15 protein-coding genes are annotated in these 13,213 nt (G+C 63.6%); 4 read left to right on the top strand and 11 right to left on the bottom strand.

The genetic code is table 11. The features are described from left to right. Window positions 1-4: 4 nt before the first annotated feature. On the bottom strand, window positions 5-400 hold the full coding sequence (locus tag FCT00_RS01765; RefSeq protein WP_008334556.1) for a hypothetical protein: 396 nt from the start codon (window positions 398-400) through the stop codon (window positions 5-7). A gap of 114 nt (window positions 401-514) precedes the next feature. On the opposite strand from FCT00_RS01765, the gene FCT00_RS01760 reads away from it, so the two are divergent. Beyond that, window positions 515-910, top strand: a complete 396-nt coding sequence (locus FCT00_RS01760) for a c-type cytochrome (RefSeq protein ID WP_008334557.1) — start codon at window positions 515-517, stop codon at window positions 908-910. Between the two features lie 46 nt (window positions 911-956). On the opposite strand, the gene FCT00_RS01755 is transcribed toward FCT00_RS01760, so the two are convergent. From FCT00_RS01755 to FCT00_RS01725, 7 genes are all read right to left on the bottom strand, one after another. Then, window positions 957-1,253, bottom strand: coding sequence for a hypothetical protein (locus FCT00_RS01755; protein ID WP_138421605.1), 297 nt, complete (start codon window positions 1,251-1,253; stop codon window positions 957-959). Window positions 1,254-1,692: 439 nt separating this feature from the next. Continuing rightward, complete coding sequence (locus tag FCT00_RS01750) at window positions 1,693-2,334, bottom strand: hypothetical protein (protein ID WP_138421604.1); 642 nt, start codon at window positions 2,332-2,334, stop codon at window positions 1,693-1,695. Beyond that, complete coding sequence (gene parE, locus FCT00_RS01745) at window positions 2,331-4,283, bottom strand: DNA topoisomerase IV subunit B (protein WP_138421603.1); 1,953 nt, start codon at window positions 4,281-4,283, stop codon at window positions 2,331-2,333. Before parE ends, FCT00_RS01750 begins: the two co-directional genes overlap by 4 nt. A 535-nt stretch (window positions 4,284-4,818) precedes the next feature. Next, window positions 4,819-5,592, bottom strand: a complete 774-nt coding sequence (gene truA / locus FCT00_RS01740) for a tRNA pseudouridine(38-40) synthase TruA (protein ID WP_138421602.1) — start codon at window positions 5,590-5,592, stop codon at window positions 4,819-4,821. Further along, entirely contained in the window at window positions 5,592-6,668 is a 1,077-nt protein-coding gene (locus FCT00_RS01735; RefSeq protein WP_138421601.1) for a 5-(carboxyamino)imidazole ribonucleotide synthase, read from the bottom strand. The genes truA and FCT00_RS01735 overlap by 1 nt, the downstream gene beginning before the upstream one ends. Beyond that, complete coding sequence (gene purE / locus FCT00_RS01730) at window positions 6,661-7,149, bottom strand: 5-(carboxyamino)imidazole ribonucleotide mutase (protein ID WP_138421600.1); 489 nt, start codon at window positions 7,147-7,149, stop codon at window positions 6,661-6,663. Before purE ends, FCT00_RS01735 begins: the two co-directional genes overlap by 8 nt. A 43-nt stretch (window positions 7,150-7,192) precedes the next feature. Then, on the bottom strand, window positions 7,193-7,411 hold the full coding sequence (locus FCT00_RS01725) for a YdcH family protein (RefSeq protein WP_138421599.1): 219 nt from the start codon (window positions 7,409-7,411) through the stop codon (window positions 7,193-7,195). A gap of 189 nt (window positions 7,412-7,600) precedes the next feature. Between FCT00_RS01725 and FCT00_RS01720 the strand changes: the two genes are divergently transcribed. Together FCT00_RS01720 and FCT00_RS01715 are read left to right on the top strand one after the other, a co-directional pair. Beyond that, window positions 7,601-8,014, top strand: coding sequence for an Hsp20 family protein (locus tag FCT00_RS01720; RefSeq protein ID WP_008334565.1), 414 nt, complete (start codon window positions 7,601-7,603; stop codon window positions 8,012-8,014). A 62-nt stretch (window positions 8,015-8,076) separates the two neighbouring features. Continuing rightward, window positions 8,077-8,304, top strand: coding sequence for a DUF1150 family protein (locus tag FCT00_RS01715; protein ID WP_008334566.1), 228 nt, complete (start codon window positions 8,077-8,079; stop codon window positions 8,302-8,304). A gap of 64 nt (window positions 8,305-8,368) precedes the next feature. Here FCT00_RS01715 and FCT00_RS01710 read toward each other — a convergent pair whose 3' ends face one another. After that, window positions 8,369-8,992: a hypothetical protein gene (locus FCT00_RS01710; RefSeq protein WP_138421598.1), complete on the bottom strand. Its 624-nt coding sequence runs from the start codon at window positions 8,990-8,992 to the stop codon at window positions 8,369-8,371. 124 nt (window positions 8,993-9,116) lie between these two features. Here FCT00_RS01710 and FCT00_RS01705 point away from each other — a divergent pair, with 124 nt between their 5' ends. Further along, entirely contained in the window at window positions 9,117-9,701 is a 585-nt protein-coding gene (locus tag FCT00_RS01705) for a rhodanese-like domain-containing protein (protein WP_171042850.1), read from the top strand. A 124-nt stretch (window positions 9,702-9,825) separates the two neighbouring features. Here FCT00_RS01705 and FCT00_RS01700 read toward each other — a convergent pair whose 3' ends face one another. Both FCT00_RS01700 and FCT00_RS01695 read right to left on the bottom strand, forming a co-directional pair. Further along, a complete protein-coding gene (locus FCT00_RS01700; protein WP_138421596.1) occupies window positions 9,826-11,904 on the bottom strand; it encodes a bifunctional sulfate adenylyltransferase/adenylylsulfate kinase in 2,079 nt (692 codons plus the stop codon). 124 nt (window positions 11,905-12,028) lie between these two features. Further along, window positions 12,029-13,117: a 2OG-Fe(II) oxygenase gene (locus tag FCT00_RS01695; RefSeq protein WP_138421595.1), complete on the bottom strand. Its 1,089-nt coding sequence runs from the start codon at window positions 13,115-13,117 to the stop codon at window positions 12,029-12,031. Between the last annotated feature and the right edge of the window lie 96 nt (window positions 13,118-13,213).

Here is a 13,213-nt window from a genome sequence, read left to right as displayed (position 1 = left end):
TGCGTCAGTTGAGCAGGTTCGACACGATGCCGATCGCCTCGACCACCGTCTGCGTGTCGCGGATGATGCTGTAGATCTGGTCGCCCTGACGAACGTAGATCTGGTTCGAGGGAAGCGCGGGGAGGCCGTAGGTCGTGGGCTGTTCGATGATCGTATAGTTGCGGATCACCGTCACGTTTTCCTCGCGGATGATCGTGACGTCATCGTCGTCGTGGCGCTCGCGCTCATAGACGACATCGCCGCCGTTGCGGCAGCTTTCGATCTTCTTGCAGTGACCCGGCGGGATCTTCCCGACGCCCCAGCCAGTGCCGTTGTTGTGGTTGTTCGGTTTCGCCGCGAGCGGGGCGGCCATCGCGACGGCGCAGACGGCGGCGAGCGCGGATTTGGTGAGTGTGGACATGCTGTCCTCCTTTTCCTTTTCGTCTGTTTAACGCAAGGTGGGGCCGAAGGGTTCAGCGGGTGTCCGCGTATGGCGAGGGACCGCCGATGAACCGGGACGGACGGGAGAAGCGACATGAAACCAATGCTTTGGCTGGTCCCCGTGGCGATGTTCGTCGCGGGGTGCGAGATGGACGGGACGGCGGATGGAGCGAAATCCGGCGCCCAGCTTTACGGCGAATACTGCGCGGCCTGTCACGGCCCGTCGGGCACCGGGGGGTTGGACGTGGGCGGCAAGACGACGCCCGACCTGACCATGCTCGCCAAGAACAACGGCGGCACCTTCCCGATGACCTACGTGATGTCGACCATCGACGGCTATGCCCGCGACGACACGCACGGGCCGATGCCGCGCTTCGGTGACCTGATCGACAGCCCGGTGGTCAACTGGGTCGATGAAGAGGGCACACCGACACCCACACCGCAGGCGCTGATCCGGCTGGCGGAATACGTCGAAGGGCTGCAAGACTGAGCCGATCTCGGGCGCGCGCTGTGCGGCGTGAGTTATCGTTGTCTCGTCACTGGGTGACGACGGTCCCCCTGGGCGTCAGGACCGAGGCATTGGCCCGCGCCATGCGGTAGATGTGATCGTCGAACTGCACATACATTTCATGCGCCGAAAGCGGCGGCAGACCATGCGCGGCGGGGTTCGCGATGATGCGGTAATCCTGCTGCGCGACACCCAGCGCCACCTCGGTCGGTTCAGTGGGCCGCTCGGTCGTGTCCTGCGCGGTGGCGGGGATGCCCACGAGAAGCCCGAGGCCCGACAGGCCGAGGCTGAGGGCAATGGCGGAGACGGCGATGGTATTGGTCATGGCTCTTGTCCTGTTGGCAGCGTTTGAGTGCTAACGCCTCGCGGACGGTGAGCGGTTCCATGCCGAGGGGGAAACAATCGGGGCGTGGGGTTTGGGTGACGGTGGGGGCGACGTGCACGACGTGACAGCCTTCAGTGGCGCCAGTGGTGACGCTTCGCCCTTGCCACCCCGTCACTTGTCGGCTTGCCGACAAGTGAGCGCCCGAACCGTCCCCACGGGGCGGGCGCTTCTCGCCCACCCCGTCGGTTCGGGCGGAAGAACTGTATCGCCGACGGTTGTTTGTACCGAAAGAGCTGCGGAACAGTTCCGGTGTTGTGCGACATTTGATTAACGCGACGTACGCGAGGTGTTCTCCAACGCAACAGCAACGATTGGATGATAGAGTGCCAACAATAAATCGCTTGAGAACGTCAACTGGGAGACGTCTATGAAACGAAAGCTATCGCCCTTGCTTACGCTGGAAAGGGTCGCCCTTTTTTGGATCGGCTGTTTTTGGATCAGTTTTTTTTGTAGGCTCTTCGCGCGCCTCTTGGGCATTGAGGGGGCGGCTCTCGAATAACTCCCCGTCCCTCCAGCGGTCATATAATTCATCCGCTGTTACCACACCCTCCATCGCACCAAGAAAGCCCCCGCCAGCCATACCAATTATCCAAGCCAATTTCGTGACAACCTGGATCGCGCCCTTTGGATTGGCTTCCTTACTTGCCGCCGCTACGGCCCTACCTAGGACTGGGTTTATGGCGGAAGCACTGACTTCTAAGCTGGCAGGATCTTTGTTCTTCTTAACCTTGCGCTCAAAGCGTTGTAACTGCTTTTTCGTTAGGTTGGCATCCTTAAGTGTTTCGTAAGTCTTAATAAAGAAGTCGTAAGTGCCGTCTATAATTCTAGCTGCTTCTCCACAGTTCGGGCACGAAACACTTACGTTCTCAAAATTAATACGTCGGTTCTTGGACGCTGATTGAAAGGGAAGCTTCGTAAAGAAATTATTTCCACAATTTTGGCAGATAGCCGGATAGTCAGGGCCGGCTCCACCGAGGTTCCCTACGAACGAGATGCCCTTCATTTGAAAGGTGTCACTCAAACATCCAACTCCTCAACAAACCTAGCATTCTCCTGAATATACTGGAACCGTAGCTCCGGCTTCTTGCCCATCAGGCGTTCCACCAGATCGCCGGTCTCGCCGGGTTCGTCTTCGTCGATGGTCACGCGGATGAGTTTCCGGGTGCTCGGGTCCATCGTCGTCTCTTTCAGGTCCTTCGCGTCCATCTCGCCCAGACCCTTGAACCGCTGGACGTCGATCTTGCCCTTGCCGCCCAGACCCTTGGCCATCCACGCATCCTTCTCGGCATCGTCGGCCACGTAAAGCCGCTTGGCGCCCTGCGTGAGCCGGTAAAGCGGCGGGCAGGCGAGATACAGGTGGCCGTGGTCGATAAGCGGGCGCATCTGGCTGAAGAAGAACGTCATCAAGAGCGCCGCGATATGCGCGCCGTCCACGTCGGCGTCGGTCATGATGATGACCTTGTCATAGCGCAGGTCGTCGACGCGGAATTTGGTGCCCATCCCGACGCCGAGCGCCTGACACAGGTCGTTGATCTCTTGGTTCTGGCCCAGCTTGCTCGACGCCGCGCCGAGCACGTTCAGGATCTTGCCCCGAAGCGGCAGGAGGGCCTGTGTCTTGCGGTCCCGGCCCATCTTGGCCGAGCCGCCCGCGCTGTCGCCCTCGACAAGGAAAATCTCGGTGCCTTCGCGGTTGGTGGCCGAACAATCGACCAGCTTTCCGGGCAGGCGCAATTTCTTGGTGGCCGATTTGCGCTGCGTCTCTTTTTCCTGCCGCCGCCGCAGCCGTTCTTCGGCCCGAAGCACGAGGAAGTCGAGGATTGCGCCTGCGGATTTCGTATCCGCCGCCAACCAGTTGTCGAAGTGGTCGCGCACCGCGCCCTCGACCATCTTGGCGGCAGCCTCGGTCGACAGCCGATCCTTGGTCTGGCCGACGAAGGCCGGGTCCGCGATGAAGGTCGAGACCAGCGCGCAGCCGCCCGTGAGCAGGTCGTCGCGGTTGATCTGCGCGGCCTTCTTGTTGCCGACCAGTTCGCCGTAGGCCTTGATTCCCTTGAGGATCGCGGCCCAGAACCCCGCGACGTGGGTGCCGCCCTCGGGCGTCGGCACGGTGTTACAGTAGGACTGGATGAAGCCGTCGCGCGCGGGCGTCCAGTTGATCGCCCATTCGACATAGCCCGGTTCGCCGAACTTCTCGCGGAATTCGACTTTGCCCGCGAACCCGGTGTCGGAATAGGTCGAGGCGGTTCCCAACACCTCCTTCAGATAGTCCTTGAGACCGCCGGGAAAGTGGAACGTCGCCTCGGTCGGCGTCTCGCCGTCGTCGATGGCCGATTTCCAGCGAATCTCGACGCCGGAATAGAGATAGGCCTTGGAGCGGGCGAGGGTGAAGAGCCGCTTGGGCTTGAACCGATGCGAGCCGAAGATCTGGTCGTCGGCATGGAACGTGACCGAGGTGCCGCGCCGGTTGGGCGCCGCGCCGACCTTTTCCACGGGGCCAAGGGGCAGCCCGCGCGAAAAGCGTTGCTCGAACAGCTCCTTGTTCTTGGCGACCTGCACCACGAGGCTGTCGGACAGCGCGTTCACCACCGACGAGCCGACGCCATGCAGGCCGCCGGAGGTCTGATAGGCCTTGCCGGAGAACTTGCCGCCCGCGTGAAGCGTGCACAGGATCACCTCGAGCGCCGATTTGCCCGGGAACTTGGGGTGCGGGTCGATCGGGATGCCGCGCCCGTTGTCGGTGACGGTGACGGAATAGTCCCCATGCAGCTCCACCTCGATCCGGGTGGCGTGGCCCGCCACGGCCTCGTCCATAGAGTTGTCGAGGATTTCCGCGACCATGTGGTGCAGCGCCCGTTCGTCCGTGCCGCCGATATACATGCCGGGGCGCTGACGGACGGGTTCGAGCCCTTCGAGCACCTCGATGGATGAGGCGTCGTAGTGGTCGGACGGATTGGTGAGGAGATCGCTCATGTGCCGCTGCTCTTTTTGTCGGTTTGTTGCCGGGCATTATGGCAGGGGTGCGGGCCGGAAAAAAGCGGGAAGCGTGATTCGGGTTTGGGCGCCGGATGGTCCGGTTTTCCGTAGTAAGGTTAGCCATACCTGAACACTCCATTTCGGCAGGCGTGGATTGTCGCCGGTTCGCGGATAACGGCGATGCAAATAAGGATAATTTGGGGCAAACTTGCGCGTTTTCGTTGACCGGAGGGGGGCGAAAATGGCACAACACAGGTGTCGCGACGGCTGGCTTGGGGGCTGGCTCGGACCGAAGCGAACGCAGCCTGGTCAGGGGTGCGTGCACATGGTCAGCGACGTTTCCGCGTCAAACGATCCGATCCAGCGTCCCCAGGACGTAAGCCGGCCTTTGGTCAGGACCCGGCACCGGAAAAGGTCGTGCGGAATGACAAGTCTGGTGATTTGGGCAATTTGGCGGTCAGGGGTGTCCGCCGGGGGAGCCCAAGGGGGGAAAGACCGGGGTAGGGGTACCCCGGTCTTTCTTTTTGTAAAATCAGGTATTTGAGAAGGGGTCGACCGGGTATCCGACCCGCGCGAGGTACAGCCCGTCGGGCGGGCAGACCGGGCCGCAGGCGGCGCGGTCGCGTGCCTCGAGCGCGGCGGTCACGTCATCCGGCGACCACGATCCGGCACCGACCCGTTCCAGCGTCCCCACGAAGCTGCGAACCTGATTGTGCAGGAAGCTGCGGGCGCGGACGTGGAAGCGGTATTCGGTTCCGCCCGGGTAGGGCAGGGTTTCGACCCGCAATTCGTCCAATGTCTTCACCGGGCTGTCGGCCTGACACATGGTCGAGCGAAACGTGGTGAAATCATGGCGACCGATCAGGCGGTCGGCCCCCGCCTGCATCGCGCCCGCGTCAAGCGCCTGCACCACGCGCCACGCGTTGCCCCGGTCGTGAACCAAGGGTGCACGGCGCGAAATCAGGCGGAACAGATACTGCCGTTCGATGGCCGAAAACCGGGCGTGAAACCCGTCATCCACGAGCGCGCAATCGACGATGGCGACGGGGTCGGGTTTCAGGTGGTAATTCAACGCCTCGGACAGGCGAAACGGTGTCCAGTCCTTTTGCAGGTCGCAGGTCGCGACCTGTCCCAGCGCATGAACCCCGGCATCGGTGCGGCCTGCGGCGGCGATGGAGGGCACGTCGGCCTCCAGCTTGCCAAGCGCGGCCTCGACAGCGCCTTGGACTGACGGCTGATCCTTTTGCCGCTGCCATCCGGAAAAGGGCCGCCCGTCGTATTCGATCTTGAGCGCGTAGCGCGGCATCAGCCTGCGGGACCGGTGACTCGGTTCACGTGGCCCATCTTGCGGCCCGCCTTGACCTCGGACTTGCCGTAGAGGTGGATCGCATTGGCGCTGTCTTGGGCAAGGTCCGGCACTTTGGACACGTCGTCACCGATCAGGTTCGTCATGACCACGTTCGTATGATGCGTCCCATCGCCCAGCGGCCAGCCCGCCACCGCGCGGATGTGCTGTTCGAACTGGTCGATGGCGCAGCCGTTCTGGGTCCAGTGCCCCGAGTTGTGGACGCGCGGGGCGATCTCGTTCACGACGAGGCCCTGCTTGGTCACGAAGAGCTCGACCCCCATGACACCCACGTAGTCGAGTTTTTCGAGGATGCGGGCGGCCATGCCTTGCGCCTCATGCATCGCCTGCACGGACAGGCGCGAGGGCACGGTGGTCGTGTCGAGGATACCGTCCTTGTGCACGTTCTCACCCGGCGTGAAGCTGGCGAAATCGCCGTTCAGCCCGCGCGCGCCGATCACCGAAACCTCATAGTCGAATTTCACGAAACCTTCGAGGATCGCGGGTGCGCCGTTCATGTCGGCGAAGGCCTGTGCGATGTCTTCCGGCCCCTTGAGCCGCGCCTGCCCCTTGCCGTCATAGCCGAAGCGACGGGTCTTGAGGATCGCGGGCGTGCCGATCTCGGCCACCGCTTCGGTCAGGTCGATCTCGTCATCGACAGCCGCATAGGGCGCGACGGCGAGGCCGAGATCCGCAAGGAAGGATTTTTCCGTAAGACGGTCCTGCGACACGCGCAGCGCGGTGCGCCCCGGACGGACCGGCGTGATCGCTTCGACGATGTCGAGCGCCGAGGTCGGGATGTTCTCGAATTCGTAGGTGATGACGTCGGCGGCTTGCGCGAACGCTTTCAGCGCGGCTTCGTCGTCATAGTCGGCTTTGTGATGGTAATTGGCCACGTGACTGGCCGGGCAATCGCCACCCGGTTCGAAAATGACGGTCTTGAAGCCAAGGCGCGACGCGGCGACGGCCAGCATACGGCCAAGCTGGCCACCACCGAGAATGCCGATGGTCGCGCCGGGGGCGAGGGGATCACTCATCTTGCGGCTCGTCGGGGATGGAAGCGGACAGGGCCGCGCGCCACGCGTCGAGGCGCTGGCCGAGCGCGGCATCGGAGGTGGCGAGGATTCCGGCGGCCATCAGACCCGCATTGGCGGCGCCCGCCGCGCCGATGGCCATGGTCGCGACCGGGTAGCCCTTGGGCATCTGCACGATGGAATAAAGGCTGTCGACACCGGACAACGCCTTGGTCTGGACCGGAACGCCGATCACCGGAACGCGGGTCTTCGACGCCATCATGCCGGGCAGGTGGGCTGCACCGCCTGCGCCCGCGATGATGACGGACAGGCCCCGTTCGACGGCGGACTTTCCATAGTCCCAAAGGCGGTCGGGGGTGCGGTGCGCCGAGACGATCTTTTTCTCATAGGCGATGCCCAGTTCGTCCAGAATGTCGGCGGCGAGTTTCATGGTGGGCCAGTCCGACTGGCTCCCCATGATGATTCCCACTTTCACGTCGGTCATACGGCTCTCCCTCAGGAATGGCCGTTATAGACCCTTCAGGGCCTCATGCAATGATGTCGGGGAGGAGGACGTCTTCGATCCGGGCGATCTTGTCCTTCAGCAGCAGTTTCTGCTTCTTGAGACGCCGGATGGTGAGTACATCGGCCCGTCCCTCGCCCTCCAGTGCCGTGATCGCCTCGTCCAGATCGCGATGTTCGCGGCGCATGACCTCAAGCTCGACACGAAGCACGTCCTCATGCTTCATCTCGTAGGAATTGCTCATGGGTTTCGAGTCGTCCTTCATCGCGCGACCAATTTAACCCCTCGGTGGGTTTTCTCAAAGCTTTTCGCGCGGGTTCGCCTTTGGGCGCCAAGGTCTTGCGCCGATATGCCCCGCCACCCATATTGAAGCTGTGGGTTGCCGCTTCGGGGCCCACGACCTGCACATCGCTTTCAAGGCAAAGGACGTGTGATGACGAAGATGACGCTGGGGGCCCACCCGTATTTTCTGGGCTTCGATCAGCTCGAACGCATGATCGAACAGGCCGCCAAGAGCGGCACGGAAGGCTACCCTCCTTTCAACATCGAACAGGTGAGCGAATTCGCTTACCGCATCACACTCGCCGTGGCGGGGTTCTCGGAGGACGATCTGGCGATCACCATCGAGGACCGCAAGCTGGTCGTGCGGGGGCGTCAGCCGAAACCGGACGACAGCCGCGTGTTCCTGCACCGGGGCATTGCCGGGCGACAGTTCATGAAAAGCTTCGTGCTGGCCGATGGTGTGGATGTGGTCGGCGCGCGGACCGAGAACGGTCTGCTGCATGTCGATCTCGAGCGGTCGGAGCCCGATCCGGTGGTGCAGACCATCCAGATCACGAAAGGCTGAGGGATCATTTCCCTGCCGCGACGCGTTGGGGACGAAACGCCCCCACAGGAAAGGAGTGCGTCATGGATACGAAATTCGAGCAACTGAGCGAGACGCCCGAGACCATCGTCTACGTGCGGGAGGTGCTGGTAGCCGACCTGCCGTCCGATATTCAGGACCAGGTGGAAGGGGCCGAGAAGCTTTACGCCGTGCACTCGTCCGAGGGCGAACGCCTTGCCTTGGTGGGGGACCGCAATCTGGCCTTTACGCTGGCGCGGCAAAACGACCTCTCGCCGGTGGCGGTGCACTGAACTAAGCGCAGGGGCCCATCGGGGCCTCTGTCCTCTGGCCGAGGGCTTCGGCCGTTTCCCAACATTACAGGTCGGGCCAATTCCCTGCGAGCCGCGCCGCCGCGCGGTTTGCGCCGTCGCGGTCGGGGCGTGATTGAAGCGCACCGGGATCGGCGAGGGGCGTCATCTTGCGCCGCGCGGCCTGGACGCTTGTGATGGCCGGGAGATGTGCCGAAATCCACACATCATCCGCACCCCAAGCGTCTGGGGGTGGCTCCGGGATGGCGCGCGCCAGCGTAGACGGGATCAGCGCGCCCGCGAACCCTTGCAGGACCGTTCCACGATAGCCGATGCGGCGGGCATCCCACGTCGAGGCGGCGAGGGCGCCGGTGGCGGTGGCGCGGGTGGCGAGGAACGTCGCGGCCCACTCGGGCGCATAGAGCCAATCGTCGTCGCAGATCAGGATATCCCCGTCGAACTGTTTTGCCGCAGGGAGGAGCTTGCCGATCGGGCCCATGTCCGTCTCGGTCTCGATCAGCGTGACGCCGAAGGGGATAGCGGGCAGGGGTGCAGGGTCGAACCGCGCCCAGTCTCTGGGGATCGTCAGGAAAACCGTGGCCGGGGCCGCCGTCTGGCCGACCAGCGCGGCGAGCACGCGGGGGAGCGTGGGGAAGCGCGGCGGAATGGTCGTCAGCGAGATCGCGTACATGGGGCGAACAGACCCGAAATCACGTGCCGCCGCAACGCACCCGCACACTCGCGCGAATAATATTCCATTTCATGAATATTACGTGCTAGCGTGGCCCCGAACGGTCATGGAACGGGAGGGTATCATGCGAATTCTGACAGTGGCATTTCTGGTGGCGGCATCGACGGCAGGGGCGGACCCGGTGGGGATCACGCCCGACATGATGAGCGTCACGGTGGACACGGCATCCGGCCCCGTCGAGATCATGCGCGAACAGGACAACGACGTGGTGATCGAAGGCGACTTCGCCCGCATCGCGCGGCCCTGCCCGAATTTCTGCATTCAACCCATGGTCCCCGCACCCGGCGTGACGCCGGTCGGGGAGTTGGAAATGCTCGGGTTCCTGACCGACCCGGACGTGGTGGTGATCGACGGCCGCGTGCGCCCCGACTTCGAGACGGGCGCGATCCCCGGCGCGGTCAATGTCCCCTACACCGAGGCCGCCGACCGTCTGGGCGAGTTGGGCTGCGAGCCGGATTTCGACGGCTGGATCTGCGACGGCGAGGGGGTAAAGTCGGCCGCTTTGTACTGCAACGGCCCGTGGTGCGGCCAGTCCCCGACGGCGGCGCGGCGCATGATCGAAGCCGGGTTCCCTTCGGAGAAGCTCTACTACTACCGCGGCGGGATGCAGATGTGGCGGATGCTGGGGCTGACGGTTACGGGGGAGTGAGGGGGTAAGGCCCTGAACGGACATCCAATCCAAATGCGGCGAACGTCCGCCCTCAGCCAATCCCGAACAAAAAACCGGGACCCTTCGGCCCCGGTTTCCATTCTTCCCTAACTCACCGCAGAGCTTACTGCCCCGCGATCAGCCCCATGCTTTCGAGCTTCAGGATCACCTGATGCGCGCAGTTGTCGACGTCGACGTTCTCGGTCTCGACGCTGAGTTCGGGGTTCTGCGGCACGTCGTAGGGGTCTGAGATGCCGGTGAACTCCTTGATCTTGCCTTCACGCGCCAGCTTGTAGAGGCCTTTGCGGTCGCGGCGTTCGCATTCTTCGATGCTGGTCGCGACGTGCACTTCGACAAAGGCGCCGTACTGCTCGATCTCTTCGCGGACGTGGCGGCGGGTGGCCGCATAGGGCGCGATGGGCGCGCAGATGGCGATGCCGCCGTTCTTGGTGATCTCACTCGCCACGTAGCCGATGCGCTTGATGTTCAGGTCGCGGTGCTCTTTCGAGAAGCCGAGTTCCGACGACAGGTTCTTGCGCACGATGTCACCGTCGAGCAGCGTCACGGGGCGGCCGCCCATCTCCATCAGCTTGACCATGAGCGCGTTGGCGATGGTCGATTTGCCGGAGCCGGAAAAGCCCGTGAAGAACACGGTGAAACCCTGCTGCGAGCGCGGGGGTTTGGTGCGGCGCAATTCGCGGACCACTTCGGGGAACGAGAACCACTCGGGGATTTCCAGACCCTCTTGCAGGCGGCGGCGCAGTTCGGTGCCGGAGATGTTGAGGATGGTGACGTTGTCCTTGTCCTCGATCTCGTCGTTCGGCTCGTACTGGGCGCGTTCCTGCACGTAGACCATGTGTTTGAAGTCGACCATCTCGATGCCGATTTCGTCTTGATATTCGCGGAACAGGTCCTGCGCGTCGTAGGGGCCGTAGAAATCCTCGCCCGCTGAGTTTTTGCCGGGGCCGGCGTGGTCGCGACCGACGATGAAGTGGGTGCAGCCGTGGTTGGCGCGGATCAGGCCGTGCCAGACGGCTTCGCGCGGGCCGGCCATGCGCATGGCGAGGTTCAGAAGCGACATGGTGGTCGTCGACTGCGGGTATTTGTCAAGCACCGCCTCGTAGCAGCGCACGCGGGTGAAGTGGTCGACGTCGCCCGGTTTGGTCATGCCCACGACCGGGTGGATCAGCAGGTTGGCCTGCGCTTCCTTGGCGGCGCGGAAGGTGAGTTCCTGGTGCGCACGGTGGAGCGGGTTGCGGGTCTGGAACGCGACGACGCGGCGCCAGCCCATCTTCCGGAAAAACGCGCGCATTTCGTTGGGCGTGTCGCGGCGGGCGCGGAAGTCGTAGTGCACGGGCTGCTGGATGCCGGTGACGGGGCCACCGAGATAGACCTTGCCGGCCGTGTTGTGCAGGTAGTTGACCGCCGGGTGCGCGTCGTCATCGGCGCCGAACACCTTTTCGGCCTCGCGCGATTTGTTCGGCACCCAGTTGTCGGTGACGGTCATGGTGGCGAGGATCACGCCTTCCTGATCGCGCAGCGCGATGTCCTGACCTTCGGTGAGGTTGGCGGCGAAATCCTCGGACACGTCGAGCGTGATCGGGATCGGCCAGAGCGTGCCGTCGGCGGTGCGCATGTTTTCGACGACGCCGTTGTAATCCTCTTCGGACAGGAAGCCCTTGAGCGGGTTGAAGCCCCCGTTCATCAGAAGCTCGAGGTCGCAGATCTGGCGCGGCGTCAGGTCCCAGGACACGAGGTCGGCGGCTTCAACCTTCAGTTTCTGGGCACTTTCGTAGGATACGTAGAGTTCCGGGATCGGGGCGAGGTTATTCAGCATCAGAGTACTCCTGTATTTAATGGGGGTCGGGCCGGCGGGCGTGCCGGTGAGTTCGGCGTGAAGTGCGGCGTATTCGGTGTATTTGCGCGCGAGAAACGGGTCGATGAGGCGGGCTTTGGTGGCCGCGCCACGGGTGGTGAGGGCATAGACGAAACGCTGGCGCCGATCCGGCCCCTTGCGATCGGTGATCTTCACCAGCCCCGCCTCGGTCGCCGCGCGAAGCTGGGCGTTGAGCGAGCCGAGCGAAATGCCGAGCGCCGCCGCCGTCTCGCGCTGCGAGGCTTCCGGTGCAGCGTCGAGTTGACGGAGCAGCAGGAAAAGCTGGTCGTCCTCGGGCAGGTCGGGAAGGGCAGGGGCGGCGGTCATGGCGTGTCGGGTTCAAAGTGTGTTCACGCGTGAACGCATAGGAGATTTTGCAGGTGCAGAAAAGAGGAAATGCGGCGCTAACGTCCCGAATTTCGGGTGTGGCGTGGGACGTTGTTTTGGCCTGTCAGCCCTGCGCCTCGCCCACGAGACCAGCGTTCTGGTTCCGTATCGCCGCCGCGGCGTCGTCGTAGAGGAACGGAAGGAACGCATAGCGGCTGCCGCGCGTCACCGTGGAGACGGCGTGCAAGAGCGAGCAGGAAAACACCACCGCACCGCCCGGCGGGGCCTTGAAGCTTTGCGGGCCGTATTCGGGAAAGCTCACCTCGCCGCCCTCGAAGTCGTCATTCAGGTTGATCGAGACGGCGAACCGGCGATGCGCCGTGCCGGAGGTGGTGTTGTCGCGATGCGGGTTGAAATGCCCGCCTTCCTCGGCGCCGTAGCAGGAGACGATGTAACGCTCCATCCGCGTGACGTGGAACTGATGCACCTTGGCGATCTCGGGCGCGACGCGGTTGACGATGCGGTTCTGGATCGTGCCGATCAAAGCCTCGTCCGTCAGGGTGATGTCGCGCCGGACTTTGTGGCTGGCGTCCTGTTTATAGACGGTGCGCCCGTTTTCCTGCGTCATGAAGCCTGAGCTTTGCCCGCCGGTTTCGTCGAACAACTCGATCAGCCGCGTGCACAACTCCGGCTCGAACACGCGGGGCAGGTAAAGCACGGGGGCCTGCAAGGGTATGCCCGCGAAGCGGTCGGGCGGAGGTTGCTGGGCGAGCAGGTCGAGCGCGGCCTCGTGTCCCGCGCCGTCCGGTCCGAACCGAAGCGAGGCGATCACGCGCAGGGTCGGGTCGATCAAGACCCAGAGGCCGCGTTTGTCGCCGTTGTCGTTGGCGGCGCCGTAAAGGCGGCTGATCGCGAGGTCGAAGTCCCAGAACTGCCGATAGCCCGGAAAGCGGTGGGATACGCGGCCCTCCGCCTCGTCCGCCGGGGAGGTGCTGACGCCAAAGAAGCTGGCGAAGCGGTCGTCGAACAGGTCGGGGCGATCATGGGCGGCCGCCAGCGCGGCGCGGGCGACCGGGTGTGCCGCGTCGTGAAAGAAACACAGCACCAGATAGCGGCCCGCGGAGGTGTCGAAGGTGAAGCGCGGGTTGCGGGTCGAGCGGGCCTTGAAGAACGGGGCGGGGTACCCCGGCCCCGGCGACATGAATTCGGTCACTCAAATGTCCTCGCACTGCCTGCGTATGATCTTGGCGCAACGCGCGGGTCTGTCAATTGCGACGCGCGGGGTCCGGTTTTGGGGCAGGGTCGCTCA

It is taken from the genome of Maritimibacter alexandrii (assembly GCF_005871115.1).
In the GTDB taxonomy this organism is placed as follows: Bacteria; Pseudomonadota; Alphaproteobacteria; order Rhodobacterales; family Rhodobacteraceae; genus Maritimibacter; species Maritimibacter alkaliphilus.
Note: the sequence above shows the minus strand (reverse complement) of the source record. Positions and strands in the feature narration are given on the sequence as shown.

Excerpts from the sequence above, each read along its gene's own strand:
- FCT00_RS01765 (WP_008334556.1), bottom strand. The coding sequence starts at position 400 with ATGTCCACACTCACCAAATCCGCGCTCGCCGCCGTCTGCGCCGTCGCG.
- FCT00_RS01760 (WP_008334557.1), top strand. The coding sequence starts at position 515 with ATGAAACCAATGCTTTGGCTGGTCCCCGTGGCGATGTTCGTCGCGGGG.
- FCT00_RS01755 (WP_138421605.1), bottom strand. The coding sequence starts at position 1,253 with ATGACCAATACCATCGCCGTCTCCGCCATTGCCCTCAGCCTCGGCCTG.
- parE (WP_138421603.1), bottom strand. The coding sequence starts at position 4,283 with ATGAGCGATCTCCTCACCAATCCGTCCGACCACTACGACGCCTCATCC.
- truA (WP_138421602.1), bottom strand. The coding sequence starts at position 5,592 with ATGCCGCGCTACGCGCTCAAGATCGAATACGACGGGCGGCCCTTTTCC.
- FCT00_RS01735 (WP_138421601.1), bottom strand. The coding sequence starts at position 6,668 with ATGAGTGATCCCCTCGCCCCCGGCGCGACCATCGGCATTCTCGGTGGT.
- purE (WP_138421600.1), bottom strand. The coding sequence starts at position 7,149 with ATGACCGACGTGAAAGTGGGAATCATCATGGGGAGCCAGTCGGACTGG.
- FCT00_RS01725 (WP_138421599.1), bottom strand. The coding sequence starts at position 7,411 with ATGAGCAATTCCTACGAGATGAAGCATGAGGACGTGCTTCGTGTCGAG.
- FCT00_RS01720 (WP_008334565.1), top strand. The coding sequence starts at position 7,601 with ATGACGAAGATGACGCTGGGGGCCCACCCGTATTTTCTGGGCTTCGAT.
- FCT00_RS01715 (WP_008334566.1), top strand. The coding sequence starts at position 8,077 with ATGGATACGAAATTCGAGCAACTGAGCGAGACGCCCGAGACCATCGTC.
- FCT00_RS01710 (WP_138421598.1), bottom strand. The coding sequence starts at position 8,992 with ATGTACGCGATCTCGCTGACGACCATTCCGCCGCGCTTCCCCACGCTC.
- FCT00_RS01705 (WP_171042850.1), top strand. The coding sequence starts at position 9,117 with ATGCGAATTCTGACAGTGGCATTTCTGGTGGCGGCATCGACGGCAGGG.
- FCT00_RS01700 (WP_138421596.1), bottom strand. The coding sequence starts at position 11,904 with ATGACCGCCGCCCCTGCCCTTCCCGACCTGCCCGAGGACGACCAGCTT.